General features: G+C 37.2%; 18 protein-coding genes and 1 pseudogene. 13 read left to right on the forward strand and 6 right to left on the reverse strand.

The genetic code is table 11. The features are described 5' to 3' along the window. The first annotated feature begins 91 nt into the window (after nucleotides 1-91). Nucleotides 92-1,144, forward strand: a complete 1,053-nt coding sequence (locus K6J66_RS02645; RefSeq protein WP_038439405.1) for an extracellular solute-binding protein — start codon at nucleotides 92-94, stop codon at nucleotides 1,142-1,144. 69 nt (nucleotides 1,145-1,213) lie between these two features. Here K6J66_RS02645 and hslU read toward each other — a convergent pair whose 3' ends face one another. Continuing rightward, complete coding sequence (gene hslU, locus K6J66_RS02650; protein WP_038439403.1) at nucleotides 1,214-2,548, reverse strand: ATP-dependent protease ATPase subunit HslU; 1,335 nt, start codon at nucleotides 2,546-2,548, stop codon at nucleotides 1,214-1,216. A gap of 10 nt (nucleotides 2,549-2,558) precedes the next feature. Next, a complete protein-coding gene (gene hslV, locus K6J66_RS02655; RefSeq protein ID WP_005656555.1) occupies nucleotides 2,559-3,086 on the reverse strand; it encodes an ATP-dependent protease subunit HslV in 528 nt (175 codons plus the stop codon). Nucleotides 3,087-3,307: 221 nt separating this feature from the next. Between hslV and aphA the strand changes: the two genes are divergently transcribed. After that, a complete protein-coding gene (gene aphA, locus K6J66_RS02660; protein ID WP_038439401.1) occupies nucleotides 3,308-4,015 on the forward strand; it encodes an acid phosphatase AphA in 708 nt (235 codons plus the stop codon). Between the two features lie 46 nt (nucleotides 4,016-4,061). Here aphA and K6J66_RS02665 read toward each other — a convergent pair. The 4 genes and pseudogenes from K6J66_RS02665 to K6J66_RS02680 form a co-directional block, all read right to left on the reverse strand. Continuing rightward, nucleotides 4,062-4,834, reverse strand: a pseudogene (locus tag K6J66_RS02665) (IS3 family transposase). Nucleotides 4,835-4,935: 101 nt separating this feature from the next. Continuing rightward, the gene (luxS, locus tag K6J66_RS02670) at nucleotides 4,936-5,439 is read right to left on the reverse strand and encodes an S-ribosylhomocysteine lyase (RefSeq protein WP_005662536.1); all 504 of its coding nucleotides are present in this window, start codon (nucleotides 5,437-5,439) and stop codon (nucleotides 4,936-4,938) included. 329 nt (nucleotides 5,440-5,768) lie between these two features. Continuing rightward, nucleotides 5,769-6,242 (reverse strand): YqaA family protein, encoded by a 474-nt coding sequence (locus tag K6J66_RS02675; RefSeq protein WP_005656551.1) that lies wholly within the window; start codon nucleotides 6,240-6,242, stop codon nucleotides 5,769-5,771. Next, a complete protein-coding gene (locus K6J66_RS02680) occupies nucleotides 6,242-6,844 on the reverse strand; it encodes a beta-phosphoglucomutase family hydrolase (protein WP_005652027.1) in 603 nt (200 codons plus the stop codon). The genes K6J66_RS02675 and K6J66_RS02680 overlap by 1 nt, the downstream gene beginning before the upstream one ends. A 115-nt stretch (nucleotides 6,845-6,959) precedes the next feature. On the opposite strand from K6J66_RS02680, the gene K6J66_RS02685 reads away from it, so the two are divergent. The 11 genes from K6J66_RS02685 to K6J66_RS02735 all read left to right on the forward strand — a co-directional run bounded on the left by K6J66_RS02685 (nucleotide 6,960) and on the right by K6J66_RS02735 (nucleotide 15,076). Continuing rightward, nucleotides 6,960-7,337 (forward strand): PRD domain-containing protein, encoded by a 378-nt coding sequence (locus K6J66_RS02685; RefSeq protein WP_005691328.1) that lies wholly within the window; start codon nucleotides 6,960-6,962, stop codon nucleotides 7,335-7,337. Between the two features lie 139 nt (nucleotides 7,338-7,476). After that, nucleotides 7,477-8,088 (forward strand): 16S rRNA (guanine(527)-N(7))-methyltransferase RsmG, encoded by a 612-nt coding sequence (gene rsmG, locus K6J66_RS02690; protein WP_005652031.1) that lies wholly within the window; start codon nucleotides 7,477-7,479, stop codon nucleotides 8,086-8,088. A gap of 125 nt (nucleotides 8,089-8,213) precedes the next feature. Further along, the gene (locus tag K6J66_RS02695) at nucleotides 8,214-8,588 is read left to right on the forward strand and encodes an ATP synthase subunit I (RefSeq protein ID WP_005659757.1); all 375 of its coding nucleotides are present in this window, start codon (nucleotides 8,214-8,216) and stop codon (nucleotides 8,586-8,588) included. A 36-nt stretch (nucleotides 8,589-8,624) separates the two neighbouring features. Then, complete coding sequence (atpB, locus tag K6J66_RS02700; protein ID WP_038439398.1) at nucleotides 8,625-9,413, forward strand: F0F1 ATP synthase subunit A; 789 nt, start codon at nucleotides 8,625-8,627, stop codon at nucleotides 9,411-9,413. A gap of 55 nt (nucleotides 9,414-9,468) precedes the next feature. Next, a complete protein-coding gene (atpE, locus tag K6J66_RS02705) occupies nucleotides 9,469-9,723 on the forward strand; it encodes a F0F1 ATP synthase subunit C (RefSeq protein ID WP_005652035.1) in 255 nt (84 codons plus the stop codon). Nucleotides 9,724-9,772: 49 nt separating this feature from the next. Then, nucleotides 9,773-10,243 carry a F0F1 ATP synthase subunit B gene (gene atpF / locus K6J66_RS02710; protein WP_005652038.1) on the forward strand — a complete coding sequence of 157 codons (471 nt, stop codon included), beginning with the start codon at nucleotides 9,773-9,775 and terminating at the stop codon, nucleotides 10,241-10,243. A gap of 12 nt (nucleotides 10,244-10,255) precedes the next feature. Then, nucleotides 10,256-10,789, forward strand: coding sequence for a F0F1 ATP synthase subunit delta (gene atpH / locus K6J66_RS02715; RefSeq protein ID WP_005642563.1), 534 nt, complete (start codon nucleotides 10,256-10,258; stop codon nucleotides 10,787-10,789). Nucleotides 10,790-10,801: 12 nt separating this feature from the next. Continuing rightward, the gene (gene atpA / locus K6J66_RS02720; RefSeq protein ID WP_005652042.1) at nucleotides 10,802-12,343 is read left to right on the forward strand and encodes a F0F1 ATP synthase subunit alpha; all 1,542 of its coding nucleotides are present in this window, start codon (nucleotides 10,802-10,804) and stop codon (nucleotides 12,341-12,343) included. 15 nt (nucleotides 12,344-12,358) lie between these two features. Then, nucleotides 12,359-13,228 (forward strand): F0F1 ATP synthase subunit gamma, encoded by an 870-nt coding sequence (atpG, locus tag K6J66_RS02725; protein ID WP_038439396.1) that lies wholly within the window; start codon nucleotides 12,359-12,361, stop codon nucleotides 13,226-13,228. A gap of 16 nt (nucleotides 13,229-13,244) precedes the next feature. After that, nucleotides 13,245-14,618, forward strand: a complete 1,374-nt coding sequence (gene atpD, locus K6J66_RS02730; RefSeq protein ID WP_005649402.1) for a F0F1 ATP synthase subunit beta — start codon at nucleotides 13,245-13,247, stop codon at nucleotides 14,616-14,618. Nucleotides 14,619-14,647: 29 nt separating this feature from the next. After that, nucleotides 14,648-15,076, forward strand: coding sequence for a F0F1 ATP synthase subunit epsilon (locus K6J66_RS02735; protein ID WP_015701694.1), 429 nt, complete (start codon nucleotides 14,648-14,650; stop codon nucleotides 15,074-15,076). The last annotated feature ends 79 nt before the right edge of the window (nucleotides 15,077-15,155 follow it).

Consider the following 15,155-nt stretch of genomic DNA (forward strand, 5'->3'; position numbering starts at 1 on the left):
TATGTCAAACCTTTTAGAAAAAAATGCTATACTGCACGCGCGCAAAATTTGCGCGTTTTATGATGAACGATAACCCTCGGAGGTCAATAAATTGAAAAAATTCTTTGCTCACTCACTCAAAAATCTTTTCCTTTCCACCACCGCACTTTTCGCGGCTTCCGCTTTTGCTAATAACAAACTTTACGTCTATAACTGGACAGACTATGTGCCTTCTGATTTAGTCGCACAGTTCTCTAAAGAAACTGGCATCGAGGTAATTTATTCTACCTTTGAAAGCAACGAAGAAATGTATGCGAAACTTAAACTTACTCAGAATACTGGTTCTAGCTATGATTTGGTGTTTCCATCAAGTTACTACGTAAGTAAAATGATTAAGGAAAAGATGCTTCAACCGATTGATCAAAGTAAATTGACCAATATTCATCAAATCCCTAAACATTTATTAAATAAAGAATTCGACCTAGAAAATAAATATTCATTACCTTACGTTTACGGCTTAACAGGTATTGAAGTTAATGCGGATGAGATTGATCCTAAAACCATCACTAGCTGGGCGGATTTATGGAAACCTGAATTTAAAGGCAAAGTTCTCATGACCAGTGATGCGCGTGAAGTGTTTCACGTAGCATTATTGCTGGATGGTAAATCGCCAAATACCACCAATGAAGAAGACATCAAAACAGCTTATGAGCGTTTAGAAAAACTGTTACCAAATGTAGCGACTTTTAACTCTGATTCTCCTGAAGTCCCTTACGTACAAGGCGAAGTTGCAATTGGTATGATTTGGAATGGTTCTGCTTATTTAGCGCAGAAAGAAAATCAATCTCTTCAATTTGTTTATCCAAAAGAAGGGGCTATTTTCTGGATGGATAATTATGCTATTCCGAATTCCGCTCAAAACGTGGAAGGGGCACATAAGTTCATCGACTTTTTACTTCGCCCTGAAAATGCAAAAATTGTTATCGAACGCATGGGCTTTTCTATGCCAAATAATGGGGCGAAAACATTGCTAAGCGCGGAAGTTGCTAATGATCCAAAATTATTTCCACCAGCGGAAGAAGTGGAAAAAGGAATTATGCAAGGCGATGTAGGAGAAGCGGTCGATATTTATGAAAAATATTGGAGTAAATTAAAAACTAATTAGTTTCTCAATTTAGAAAACAAAAAAGTGCGGTAAAAATTTACCGCACTTTTATATGTAAAATTTTTATCTTTAAAGAATAAAACGACTCAAATCTTCATTTTCAACCACTTCGCCAAGTGCATCCGCAACATAAGCCGCATCAATATTGACCGTTTGACCATTCATATCGCTTGCACTGAAAGAAATTTTATCCATTAAACGCTCCATTACCGTATGCAAACGGCGTGCACCGATATTTTCCGTTTTTTCATTCACTCGGAATGCAGCCTCAGCAATTTTCTTAACCGCCTCTGTTGTAAATTCAATATTCACCCCTTCTGTTGCCATCAACGCTTTATATTGTTCGGTTAAAGAGGCGTGAGGTTCTGTTAAAATGCGCTCAAAATCCGCCGCACTTAATGCGGTAAGTTCAACACGAATCGGCAAGCGCCCTTGTAGTTCAGGGATTAAATCTGAAGGACGAGCAACTTGGAATGCACCCGATGCAATAAATAAGATATGATCAGTTTTAACCATTCCGTGTTTGGTACTAACAGTCGAGCCTTCTACTAGCGGAAGTAAATCACGTTGCACACCTTCGCGCGATACATCTGCACCGCTATATTCACCTTTCTTACAAATTTTGTCGATTTCATCGATAAAGACAATACCATTTTGTTCTACCGCATCAATCGCTTTTTGTTTAAGTTCTTCAGGGTTAATTAATTTCGCGGCTTCATCATCAATCAACGCTTTCAACCCATCTTTAATTTTCATTTTGCGTTTTTTCGTTTTGTCTGAACCCAAATTTTGGAACAATGATTGCAGTTGATTTGTCATTTCTTCCATGCCTGGAGGAGCCATAATTTCAACCCCCATAGACACGCCAGCAGACACATCAATTTCAATTTCTTTATCATCTAATTGACCTTCACGTAATTTTTTGCGGAACGCTTGGCGAGTACTGCTGTGATTATCATGGCTTTCAACTTCGCCCCACTGATTTTTTGCTGGAGGAAGTAAAGCATCCAAAATACGCTCTTCGGCCGCGTCTTCAGCTCTTGCTCTGTTCTTCGCAATTTCCTGCTGGCGAACAAGCTTCATCGCACTATCCGTTAAATCACGAATAATGGAATCCACCTCTTTCCCCACGTAACCCACTTCGGTAAATTTCGTTGCTTCTACTTTGATAAATGGTGCATTAGCTAATTTTGCCAAACGGCGCGCAATTTCAGTTTTACCCACACCAGTTGGGCCAATCATCAGGATATTTTTTGGGGTTACTTCGTGACGCAGAGGTTCTTGAAGCTGCATACGACGCCAGCGATTACGCAGCGCAATCGCCACTGCACGCTTTGCATCGGCTTGACCAATAATATGTTGATCTAATTCAGAAACTATTTCACGAGGAGTCATTTCAGACATAGCTTTTTCCTTAATTCGGTAATTCTTCAATAGTGAAATTGGTATTTGTGAACACGCAAATATCACCCGCAATTTTCAAAGATTTTTCAACAATTTCACGTGCAGAAAGTTCGGTATTTTCCACCAATGCACGTGCTGCAGACAACGCATAGTTACCACCCGATCCGATTGCTAAAATTTGATCTTCTTCGGGCTGAACCACATCGCCAATACCCGTGATGATTAAACTTTCTTTTTCATCCGCCACAATTAACATCGCTTCTAACTTACGAAGTGCGCGATCTGTACGCCAATCTTTCGCTAATTCCACCGCACTTTTTAGCAAATGCCCTTGATGCATTTCAAGTTTACGTTCAAATAATTCAAAAAGTGTAAATGCATCTGCCGTTCCACCCGCAAAACCAGCAAGTACCTTACCATTATATAAACGGCGTACTTTACGAGCATTACCTTTCATTACGGTATTGCCTAAAGAAACTTGTCCATCACCGCCTACGACGACTTGCCCATTGCGACGTACGCTTACAATCGTTGTCATTGTTCTGTCCTTTTTATAAAGTGAAAAGTTGTTCGTTATATGGCGACAAATTGATTAAATTCAAGAGGGAAATTTATATTGTAGATTTATTCTTCACTCATAAATAAAAAATGTGAAGTGAATCATACTTTGAAACAGCAAACGATTGCTAATTATTGAATATAAGCTAAAAAAATGTATGATGTGAGCGGTTTTTAAATCAACGTTTGTGAGGAAAGGCAATGAAAAACGTCATGAAATTATCTGTAATCGCACTTTTAACTGCAGCTGCAGTTCCAGCGATGGCAGGCAAAACAGAACCTTATACTCAATCTGGCACTAATGCTCGTGAAATGTTACAAGAGCAAGCAATTCATTGGATTAGTGTTGATCAAATCAAACAAAGTTTAGAAGGTAAAGCACCAATTAATGTAAGCTTTGATATTGATGATACCGTGCTTTTCAGTAGCCCTTGCTTTTACCACGGACAACAAAAATTCTCACCAGGTAAACACGATTATTTGAAAAACCAAGATTTCTGGAATGAAGTAAATGCAGGTTGCGATAAATATTCTATTCCAAAACAAATTGCCATAGATTTAATTAATATGCACCAAGCACGTGGCGACCAAGTTTACTTTTTCACTGGCCGTACCGCTGGCAAAGTGGATGGTGTAACACTAATTTTAGAAAAAACGTTCAATATTAAGAATATGCACCCAGTTGAATTTATGGGCAGCCGTGAACGTACAACAAAATATAACAAAACGCCTGCAATCATTTCACATAAAGTTAGTATTCACTATGGCGATAGCGATGATGATGTGCTAGCAGCTAAAGAAGCGGGTGTTCGTGGTATTCGTTTAATGCGTGCCGCAAACTCTACTTATCAACCAATGCCAACTTTAGGCGGCTATGGCGAAGAAGTGTTAATCAATTCAAGCTATTAATTGACCGCAAGTTGGGATTTATCTTCCCCCAAAAAGTTAGATTGATTTAGTTCAAGGACTGAGTTCTGTCATTCACAGGGCTCAGCCCTTTTAGTTTCCCCTGAATGTGATCATGGTTGTAATAATGAATGTGCTCATGAATTTTTTTTTACAGTTGTTTGAACGTCTCAAATCGTTTGTCGTAATAACATTCAGTTTTTAATCGTCCAAAGAGGTTTTCCATCGCATTGTTATCTAAATAATTTCCTTTCCTTGACATATTCTGTTGAATGCTATTCTCTCGTAAAATTGCCTGATAACCGACCATTTGATACTGCCAACCTTGGTCGGAATGTAAAATTGGGTTTTGCGTCTTCAAGTCTTTTTTGTTGGTTGAGTTCTCCGCACGTAGTAAATTTTCCAATTCTAGTTCTTCCCCTCATGTTTTCGGTTTAGGTGGCATCTTAGGGTATTTCGGTTTCATGATTGGACGATTTTTAGGTTTGGGGATTAAGCCGTTTATACCTTGTTTTTCAAAGGCTTGCAGCCATTGACTAACAACGTCTGAATTGGTAATGACAAAATGTAAGTATGCGGATTCTGCAGAAAATTGCCCATTTTTAACCGCTTGTATCACGTTAAGTTTAAATTCAGATGAGTCATTTCGGTTTTATCCAGCACGGCTAACCCATTGATTCCACTATGATTAAATTGGTTAATCCAATGTCGTAATGCTCTGCTAGCAAGTTGAAAATGCCTGCGGGTAAGTGAACGATTTTTACCATTTTGAAGATCAAATTCGATGACTTGTTGCTTGAAAAGAGTGTTGTATTTGGTCATAAAAAATCTACACCTTAGTTGGTTATTTAGTCAATTTTTGGGGTGTAGATCATAAAGTGCGTTTTTTACTACTAACTTTTTTAGGTTAATCAAGCGTCTTCCTATTTTAATAAGGAATTATCGAGTGACAAATCTTCATTTTTATTTACACCTATACCGCGTGCGATAACATTTTTGGCAATTTCGTGTGCATCTTCTAAGGAATGTTCCGTATAGCTTCCGCATTGATAGATATTTAATTCGGGAATAGAAGCTTGATCTTGTACACCTAAAACATCTTGCATTGAAGCTAACCAAGCCTCAGATACTTCCTGTTCATTTGGTGTGCCAATCAAAGACATATAAAATCCCGTGCGACATCCCATCGGAGAAATATCAATAATTTCTATGCTATCGCCATTTAAGTGATCGCGCATAAATCCAGCAAACAAATGTTCAAGTGTATGAATGCCTTTTGGGGAAAGAATTTCTTTGTTTGGAATACAAAAACGTAAATCAAAAACAGTAATATTATCGCCTTTTGGCGTGCGCATCGTTTTTGCAATGCGTACTGCAGGTGCGTTCATTTTTGTGTGATCCACTTTAAAACTATCAAGTAATGGCATAAATTTTCCTTATAAATCAGTTGGTTAAGAAATAATTGAATAAATATTTATTTTTTACAAATTTTAATGAACTTTATAGTAAGGTTCATTGTCTTATAGAACAAGCAACTTGCAGTTGTTTTAATAAAATTGGTTCCTTAGGTTATTGCCCCACATTTATTGTGGGGTTTCTTTTATGCAAAAATTTTTATTTTGAAAATTTTTAAAAAATGTTGAACTTTCTTATAAAGCATTAGTCTTATAGTGTAAGCAACTTGCAGTTGTTTTAATAAAATTGGTTCCTTAGGTTATTTGCCCCACATTTATTGTGGGGTTTTTTCTTGCTCATTTTATAATAAGAATGGTGTACTCAAAAACAATAACGCAACATAACGAACCATTTTTCCCAGAAAGATAAAGAGACTACTCGTTACAAAATTTAATCTTAACCAACCAGCTATGGCACAAAATAAATCGCCAACTACAGGCAGCCAGCTCAAAAGTAAAGCAATCGCCCCATAACGCCGTAGCTGATTTATTGCCCATAAAGTGCGGTAATTTTTGGGATCGAATTTTGGCATCCATCGTCCAATTCCGTAAGTGGTTAAACTTCCTAAGCTATTTCCAGCGGTTGCAATCAATATTAGAGCTAATATATCTGCGTTAAATAAAGAACCTAACATTAATTTAGGTACAGCAAGTGCAACAAATATAACTTCTGAATTACCTGGTAATACTGTGGCACTCAAAAACGCACTGATAAACATAAAGCATAAGCTATTAGCCTGCCAAAAATCAGCACTAAAAAATGAAAAAATATCCATTATCTTGGCGAAATAATTTCTCGTGTGCGAACATCAAACACATCCATTCCCGCACTTAATCCTGCTTGCACGCCTAAATCCGCATCTTCAAATACGATACAACGACTTGGATTTGCTTGAATTAACTCCGCACAGCGTAAAAAAGTTTCTGGATGTGGTTTATGTTCTTTTACATCATCTGCACTGACAATGGCATTAAAGTAAGGTGCGATAGCCAGTTTATCCATCAACATATCAATAATTTTACGGTGTGAGCCAGAACCTAAAGCAATCGGCTTTTTCTGATGGAAGGATTTAACAATTTCAAAGGTTGGCAATAACTTTGATTGAGTCGGAATAAGTTGATAAGACAACTCACGTTTTGCAGCCAGCACATCCTCAATTCTATCCAATGGCATATTCGCCGCTTTCATCATTTCCCCCGCGATAGTTCGAACCGTCGCCCCGCCGAAGTTATACATAATTTGAAAATCAAATTCATAGCCAAATTTCTTTCCCACCATTGTCCAAGCCTGCGCATGCACGGGCATGGTATCAATTAAAGTTCCATCCATATCAAAAATCAATCCTTCATATGGATTGAAGATCTCGTAATCTAACATTTTTACATCCTTACAAATTTTTTTACCATTTTGCTACAAAACTGTGATCTATGCACTGTTTTATTTCAGTAAAGTGCGGTAAATTAGCGAACAAATTTTGAACTAACAAAAACAAATGCGGTTATTTAAGCAACTAGAACGTTGGAAAATTCGCAAGCAAATAAATCAATCTATTATTGATGTGATATTTCGTTTACGAAATCGATTAGCTCATTACTGGCAAGCTGATGTGAATACGCCTCAAGTGGATTTTATGCTGCTACACATTGCTTGCAGCTTAGGTCGAATAGAACGAGGAGGTTGTGTTTCTTCGCTTTATTCAGAAATGCTCGAAGAAATGCAAAGTGCGGTCATTTTTCCACAAGTTTTAGCTATTCATCAAGATTTACTCAAGTTAATGCCATTTTCCATTCCTGAAGCAGAACAAACTTATTTTTTAGCGAACATTCATTCTTTGGTTCTTGAACAGAAGCAATTAAAGCCTTTGAAATGAATTATGCGGAGGTGCATTCAATTTATGGTGTAAAACTGGACATTGATTCGGTAAATAATTCATCAAATTACTAAAAACATTAAGGAAATTTACCGCACTTTTAAGTAAAATAGCGTAATTTTTCAAAGAGATAATAAATATGAAAGCCAAATTAGTCAGTTTACTTGCGCAAGCAAATATAAAAATAAGTGATCAACAAATTCAGCAGTTGATTAATCTGGTCAATTTACTCAATAAATGGAATAAAGCTTATAATTTGACGTCAGTTCGTGATCCACAAGAAATGTTAGTTAAACATATTTTAGATAGTCTTGTTGTAAGTCCTTATTTACAAGGTGATCGTTTTATTGATGTCGGTACAGGGCCTGGTTTGCCTGGTTTACCTTTGGCAATTATTAATCCTTCCAAACAATTTGTCCTCCTTGATAGCTTAGGTAAGCGTATTAGTTTTATTCGAAATGCTATACGTGAGCTTAGACTAACTAATGTAACCCCCGTTTTAAGTCGAGTAGAAGAATATCAACCTGAAGATAAATTTGATGGCGTATTAAGTCGTGCTTTTGCTTCGTTAAAAGATATGACAGATTGGTGCCATCATTTACCAAAAGAAAATGGATATTTTTATGCATTAAAAGGGATTTATCAGGAAGATGAAATTAATGAATTGAATAAAAAATATACTATTCAAAAAGTGATTGAATTATCTGTTCCTGAACTTATAGGCGAACGACATTTAATCGTTTTACGTTAAAAAGTAACAAATAGATAAATTATTTTCTAAAAGTGTGATTTATATAACACTTTTTATGTGTTTTTAAGTTGAATCTAAAGCCAGCAAAGGTATAATCGGCGGGCTAAAATTATTTTGTAAAAGTGATGTCGCGCATTTTATCTCACGCTAAAAAAAACTACAGAAAAGCTATTGTTATTGAGAGTCTTTTGCTTGTAGTTTTTTATTTGCTTATTTATGGATGGCAACGCCAAAGTGCGGTAGATTTTAGTTACGGTTTTTTAAGTGCCTTTTTGCCTTTTTGTACATTTATATTTATCATTTTTTACAGAAAACAAAATTTTTCAACAAAACTGACCGCACTTTATCGTGCTGAAGCAATAAAGTTTATTTTAACGATGGTTTTTATCATTATTGCCATCAAATGGTTATTCGTTATCAATTTTATTGCGTTTTTTGTTGGTTTTTTATTGGCATTAGTGCTGAATAATATTATTCCACTTATTCTCAATAAAATTTAACTTTGGGTTATTCTTCTTCAGAACAAAGGATCGATTATGTCTGGACAAACAACATCGGAATACATTAGCCACCATTTATCCTTTCTCAATACAGGGGATGGATTTTGGAATGTTCATATAGATACGTTGTTCTTTTCTATTCTTGCTGCGGTTATTTTCCTATTTGTTTTTTCTCGAGTAGGGAAAAAAGCAACAACTGGCGTTCCAGGAAAAATGCAATGCTTAGTTGAAATTGTTGTGGAATGGGTTAATGGAATCGTGAAAGAAAATTTTCATGGTCCACGTAACGTAGTTGCGCCACTTGCATTAACAATTTTCTGTTGGGTATTCATCATGAATGCTATCGACTTAATTCCTGTTGATTTCTTACCTCAATTTGCAGGTTTGTTCGGTATTCATTATCTTCGTGCAGTGCCGACAGCAGATATTAGCGCAACTTTGGGCATGTCCATTTGTGTTTTCTTTTTAATTCTTTTCTACACAATAAAATCTAAAGGATTCAAAGGTTTAGTTAAAGAATATACGCTTCATCCATTCAATCATTGGGCGTTTATTCCTGTTAACTTTATTCTTGAAACGGTGACTTTATTGGCTAAACCAATTTCACTTGCTTTCCGTTTATTCGGTAACATGTATGCAGGGGAGTTAATCTTTATTCTTATCGCTGTAATGTATTCCGCTAATATGGCCATTGCAGCATTAGGGATTCCGTTACATCTTGCTTGGGCTATTTTCCATATTTTGGTTATTACCTTGCAGGCTTTCATCTTTATGATGTTAACGGTTGTTTATTTAAGTATTGCTTATAACAAAGCAGATCATTAATCGTTTTTTATTAACCAGCTCTAGGGCTAAAACTTAACTTCTATTGGAGAAAATTATGGAAACTGTAATTACAGCGACAATCATCGGTGCATCAATTCTTCTTGCATTTGCTGCATTAGGTACTGCAATTGGCTTTGCTATTCTAGGTGGTAAATTCTTAGAATCATCAGCTCGCCAACCAGAATTAGCATCTAGCTTACAAACTAAAATGTTTATCGTAGCTGGTCTTTTAGATGCGATTGCAATGATTGCTGTTGGTATTTCATTACTTTTCATTTTCGCAAACCCATTCATCGGTTTATTAAACTAATCACCTTATTTGCTTATCAACGTAAAACAAGCATAGTAAGGAGGACGTTGTGAATTTAAATGCAACATTGATTGGTCAACTTATCGCATTCGCACTTTTTGTGTGGTTTTGCATGAAGTTTGTTTGGCCACCAATTATTAATGCGATTGAAACACGTCAAAGCCAAATTGCGAACGCTTTAGCGTCAGCTGAAGCAGCTAAAAAAGAGCAAGCAGATACGAAAAATCTTGTTGAACAAGAACTTTCAGCTGCAAAAGTACAAGCTCAAGAAATTTTAGATGCAGCGAATAAACGTCGCAATGAAGTGTTAGACGAAGTGAAGGCTGAAGCCGAAGAACTAAAAGCAAAAATTATTGCACAAGGTTATGCTGAAGTAGAAGCAGAACGTAAACGTGTTCAAGAAGAATTACGTCTTAAGGTGGCTTCATTGGCTGTGGCTGGTGCTGAGAAAATTGTGGGTCGTTCTATTGATGAAGCGGCAAACAATGACATTATTGATAAATTAGTTGCAGAGTTATAAGAGGCTTAGCTTATGTCAGAATTAACTACAATAGCTCGCCCTTATGCAAAAGCTGCATTCGACTTTGCCATTGAACAAAGTGCGGTCGAAAAATGGACTGAAATGTTAGGTTTTGCTGCTGCCGTAGCTGAAGATGAAACGGTAAAAGCTTACTTAAGTAGTTCTCTTTCTGCACAGAAATTAGCTGATACAGTAATTTCTATTTGTGGCGAACAATTGGATCAATATGGGCAAAATCTTATTCGGTTAATGGCTGAAAATAAGCGTTTGAGTGCTATTCCTGCGGTGTTTGAAGAATTTAAACATCACGTAGAGGAACACCAAGCTATTGCAGAAGTTGAAGTAACATCTGCGCAACCATTGAATGCAACACAAATCGAAAAAATTGCAGCTGCAATGGAAAAAAGATTAGCTCGCAAAGTGAAATTAAATTGCAACGTGGATAACGCACTTATTGCTGGTGTGATTGTTCGTACTGAAGACTTTGTGATTGACGGAAGTAGCCGTGGGCAACTTACTCGTCTCGCAAACGAGTTGCAATTATAAGAGGAATACAAGATGCAACTAAATTCAACTGAAATTAGTGAATTGATTAAAAAACGCATCGCTCAATTCGACGTGGTCAGTGAAGCGCGTAATACAGGGACAATTGTTTCTGTAAGCGATGGTATTATTCGCATCCACGGTTTAAGCGATGTGATGCAAGGTGAAATGATCGCCTTACCAGGTAATCGTTATGCGATGGCACTTAACCTTGAACGCGATTCTGTTGGTGCTGTAGTTATGGGACCTTACGCAGATTTAGCGGAAGGTATGGAAGTTCAATGTACAGGTCGTATTCTTGAAGTACCAGTTGGTCGTGGTTTATTAGGTCGTGTAGTTAATACGCTTGGTCAGCCAATCGATGGTAAAGGCGAAATTGAAAATGATGGTTTCTCACCAGTAGAAGTGATTGCGCCAGGTGTTATCGATCGTCGTTCTGTTGATCAACCTGTTCAAACTGGTTATAAAGCTGTCGATTCTATGGTACCGATTGGTCGTGGTCAGCGTGAGTTAATCATCGGTGACCGTCAAACGGGTAAAACTGCGTTAGCAATTGACGCTATTATTAATCAGCGTAATTCAGGTATTAAATGTATCTATGTTGCGATTGGTCAAAAAGCCTCTACTATTGCAAACGTCGTGCGTAAATTAGAAGAACATGGTGCGCTTGCAAATACTATCGTGGTAGCTGCATCTGCATCTGAATCAGCAGCGTTACAATATTTAGCCCCTTATGCTGGTTGTGCGATGGGGGAATATTTCCGTGATCGCGGCGAAGATGCGTTAATTGTTTATGATGATTTATCAAAACAAGCCGTAGCTTATCGTCAAATTTCATTATTATTACGTCGTCCACCAGGTCGTGAAGCCTATCCAGGTGATGTGTTCTATTTACATTCTCGTTTACTAGAACGTGCTTCTCGTGTAAATGAAGATTATGTAGAAAAATTCACTAAAGGTGAAGTGAAAGGAAAAACAGGTTCTTTAACCGCACTTCCTATTATTGAAACCCAAGCTGGTGACGTATCTGCGTTTGTTCCAACTAACGTAATTTCTATTACCGATGGTCAGATTTTCTTAGAATCTAACTTGTTTAACTCAGGTATTCGTCCTGCGGTAAACCCAGGTATTTCGGTATCTCGTGTTGGTGGTTCAGCGCAAACTAAAGTTATTAAGAAATTAGCGGGTGGTATTCGTACCGCGCTAGCTCAATATCGTGAATTAGCAGCGTTTGCACAGTTTGCATCAGATCTAGATGATGCGACTCGTAAGCAACTTTCTCACGGTGAAAAAGTAACTGAATTATTAAAACAAAAACAATTCGCACCATTATCTGTTGCAGAACAAGCGGTTGTATTGTTTGCTGTTGAATTTGGTTATTTGGATGACGTGGAATTATCAAAAATTGCAAGTTTTGAGACCGCACTTTTAGATTATTCTAACCGTAATCACGCTGAATTTATGCAAGAGCTTAATAAAACCGGTAACTATAATGATGAAATCAAAGATACGTTAAAAAGTATTTTAGATGGTTTTAAAGCGAATAGTGCTTGGTAGTAACGGAGAGATAAGATGGCAGGTGCAAAAGAGATAAAAACCAAAATTGCCAGTGTACAAAGTACACAAAAAATCACTAAGGCAATGGAAATGGTGGCAACCTCGAAAATGCGTAAAACGCAGGATCGTATGGCTGCATCTCGTCCGTATTCTGAAACTATCCGTAATGTTATTAGTCATGTGTCTAAGGCAAGTATCGGTTATAAACATCCGTTCTTAGTTGAGCGCGAAGTGAAGAAAATCGGTATCTTGGTTATTTCAACAGATCGTGGGATGTGTGGTGGGTTAAATGTTAATTTATTCAAAACCACACTTAACCAAATAAAAAATTGGAAAGAACAAAATATTTCTACAGATTTGGGCTTAATAGGTTCAAAAGGGATTAGTTTTTTCCGTTCCTTTGGATTTAATATCAAAGGTCAGCTTTCTGGTTTAGGCGATACGCCCGTTCTAGAAGAGTTAATTGGTGTGGCAAATACAATGTTTGATGCTTATCGTAATGGTGAAATTGATGCAGTTTATATTGCATACAATAAATTTGTTAATACGATGTCGCAAAAACCTGTTGTGCAACAGTTAGTTCCTTTACCAGAATCTAAAGACGATCATTTAAATGAAAGACAACAGACTTGGGATTATCTTTATGAGCCAGAACCAAAAGTACTATTAGATAGCCTTTTAGTTCGTTATTTAGAGTCCCAAATTTACCAAGCGGTTGTAGATAATTTAGCTTCAGAACAAGCGGCTCGAATGGTAGCAATGAAAGCAGCAACGGATAATGCAGGTAATTTAATTAATGATCTGCGGTTGGTGTATAACAAAGCTCGTCAAGCAAGTATCACAAATGAATTGAATGAAATCGTAGCCGGTGCGGCAGCGATTTAAGAAAAGAGGAACGGTAATGTCAGCAGGAAAAATTGTACAAATCATCGGTGCGGTGATTGACGTTGAATTTCCACAAGATGCAGTGCCAAAAGTTTACGATGCATTAAAAGTTGAATCAGGTTTAACACTTGAGGTGCAACAACAATTAGGTGGCGGAGTAGTTCGTTGTATTGCATTGGGTACATCTGATGGTTTAAAACGTGGCTTAAAAGTAGAAAACACAAATAACCCAATTCAAGTACCAGTAGGCACAAAAACACTTGGTCGTATTATGAATGTGTTGGGCGAACCAATTGACGAACAAGGAGCAATTGGTGAAGAAGAGCGTTGGGCTATCCACCGTTCGGCACCGAGCTATGAAGAACAATCAAACAGTACGGAATTATTAGAAACTGGTATCAAAGTGATCGACTTAATTTGTCCATTCGCAAAAGGTGGTAAAGTTGGTTTATTCGGCGGTGCAGGTGTAGGTAAAACCGTAAATATGATGGAGTTGATTCGTAATATTGCGATTGAGCATTCAGGTTACTCTGTATTTGCGGGTGTAGGAGAACGTACTCGTGAAGGTAATGACTTCTATCATGAAATGAAAGATTCTAACGTATTAGATAAAGTATCTTTGGTTTATGGTCAAATGAACGAGCCACCAGGTAACCGTTTACGTGTTGCATTGACTGGTTTAACTATGGCTGAAAAATTCCGTGATGAAGGTCGAGATGTATTATTCTTTGTGGATAATATTTATCGTTATACCCTTGCTGGTACGGAAGTATCTGCGTTATTAGGTCGTATGCCATCCGCGGTAGGTTATCAACCGACATTGGCAGAAGAAATGGGTGTGTTACAAGAACGTATCACTTCAACCAAAACAGGTTCTATCACTTCTGTGCAAGCGGTGTACGTACCAGCGGATGACTTAACTGACCCATCTCCAGCAACAACTTTCGCACATTTAGACTCAACTGTTGTATTAAGTCGTCAAATCGCATCTTTAGGTATTTACCCTGCAGTTGATCCATTAGATTCAACTTCACGTCAGTTAGACCCGCTTGTTGTTGGTCAAGAACATTATGATGTTGCTCGTGGTGTACAAGGTATTTTACAACGTTATAAAGAATTGAAGGATATTATTGCAATTCTTGGTATGGACGAATTATCTGAAGAAGATAAATTAGTGGTAGCACGTGCACGTAAAATTGAACGTTTCTTATCACAACCATTCTTTGTTGCAGAAGTCTTCACAGGTTCACCAGGTAAATACGTGACATTAAAAGACACCATCCGTGGCTTCAAAGGTATCTTAGATGGCGAATATGACCATATTCCTGAACAAGCGTTCTATATGGTTGGTTCAATCGATGAAGTGTTAGAAAAAGCCAAAAATATGTAATCACTTCAAGTCATTTGAAGGAGAACAAAATGGCGACATTTAATTTAACAATAGTAAGCGCAGAGCAGAAAATCTTTGAAGGTGAAGTAAAACAAATTCAGGTAACTGGTGTGGAAGGGGAGCTTGGTATTTTGCCCGGACATACGCCATTGCTAACAGCAATTAAGCCTGGGATTGTTAAATTTACTCTTAAAGATGGGAATGAAGAAGTTATCTATGTTTCTGGTGGTTTTTTAGAAGTTCAACCAAATATTGTGACAGTATTAGCAGATATTGCTATTCGAGGTAGTGAATTAGATGCAGATCGTATTCACGAAGCAAAACGTAAAGCAGAAGAAAATATAGTATCTCACGGATCTGATGTAGATCACGACTTACTTGTTGCAAAACTTTCTAAAGAGTTAGCAAAACTTCGAGCTTATGAACTCACTGAAAAACTATTGAAAACAAGACGATAATTGAAAGTATAATATAGATGAAGTGAACTTCATTTAGTTTAAGGGCTAAGTTCTATAATTTTAGAACTTAGCCTTTTTG

It is taken from the genome of Haemophilus influenzae, assembly GCF_019703545.1.
Lineage (GTDB): Bacteria > Pseudomonadota > Gammaproteobacteria > Enterobacterales > Pasteurellaceae > Haemophilus > Haemophilus influenzae_E.

What these genes read in the sequence shown, in the direction of transcription:
- atpB (WP_038439398.1), top strand. Translation starts at nt 8,625, where the DNA reads ATGTCTGGACAAACAACATCGGAATACATTAGCCACCATTTATCCTTT.
- atpA (WP_005652042.1), top strand. Translation starts at nt 10,802, where the DNA reads ATGCAACTAAATTCAACTGAAATTAGTGAATTGATTAAAAAACGCATC.
- K6J66_RS02675 (WP_005656551.1), bottom strand. Translation starts at nt 6,242, where the DNA reads ATGGATATTTTTTCATTTTTTAGTGCTGATTTTTGGCAGGCTAATAGC.
- K6J66_RS02685 (WP_005691328.1), top strand. Translation starts at nt 6,960, where the DNA reads ATGCGGTTATTTAAGCAACTAGAACGTTGGAAAATTCGCAAGCAAATA.
- atpH (WP_005642563.1), top strand. Translation starts at nt 10,256, where the DNA reads ATGTCAGAATTAACTACAATAGCTCGCCCTTATGCAAAAGCTGCATTC.
- atpE (WP_005652035.1), top strand. Translation starts at nt 9,469, where the DNA reads ATGGAAACTGTAATTACAGCGACAATCATCGGTGCATCAATTCTTCTT.
- K6J66_RS02695 (WP_005659757.1), top strand. Translation starts at nt 8,214, where the DNA reads ATGTCGCGCATTTTATCTCACGCTAAAAAAAACTACAGAAAAGCTATT.
- aphA (WP_038439401.1), top strand. Translation starts at nt 3,308, where the DNA reads ATGAAAAACGTCATGAAATTATCTGTAATCGCACTTTTAACTGCAGCT.
- atpD (WP_005649402.1), top strand. Translation starts at nt 13,245, where the DNA reads ATGTCAGCAGGAAAAATTGTACAAATCATCGGTGCGGTGATTGACGTT.
- rsmG (WP_005652031.1), top strand. Translation starts at nt 7,477, where the DNA reads ATGAAAGCCAAATTAGTCAGTTTACTTGCGCAAGCAAATATAAAAATA.
- K6J66_RS02680 (WP_005652027.1), bottom strand. Translation starts at nt 6,844, where the DNA reads ATGTTAGATTACGAGATCTTCAATCCATATGAAGGATTGATTTTTGAT.
- hslU (WP_038439403.1), bottom strand. Translation starts at nt 2,548, where the DNA reads ATGTCTGAAATGACTCCTCGTGAAATAGTTTCTGAATTAGATCAACAT.
- atpG (WP_038439396.1), top strand. Translation starts at nt 12,359, where the DNA reads ATGGCAGGTGCAAAAGAGATAAAAACCAAAATTGCCAGTGTACAAAGT.
- luxS (WP_005662536.1), bottom strand. Translation starts at nt 5,439, where the DNA reads ATGCCATTACTTGATAGTTTTAAAGTGGATCACACAAAAATGAACGCA.
- hslV (WP_005656555.1), bottom strand. Translation starts at nt 3,086, where the DNA reads ATGACAACGATTGTAAGCGTACGTCGCAATGGGCAAGTCGTCGTAGGC.
- K6J66_RS02735 (WP_015701694.1), top strand. Translation starts at nt 14,648, where the DNA reads ATGGCGACATTTAATTTAACAATAGTAAGCGCAGAGCAGAAAATCTTT.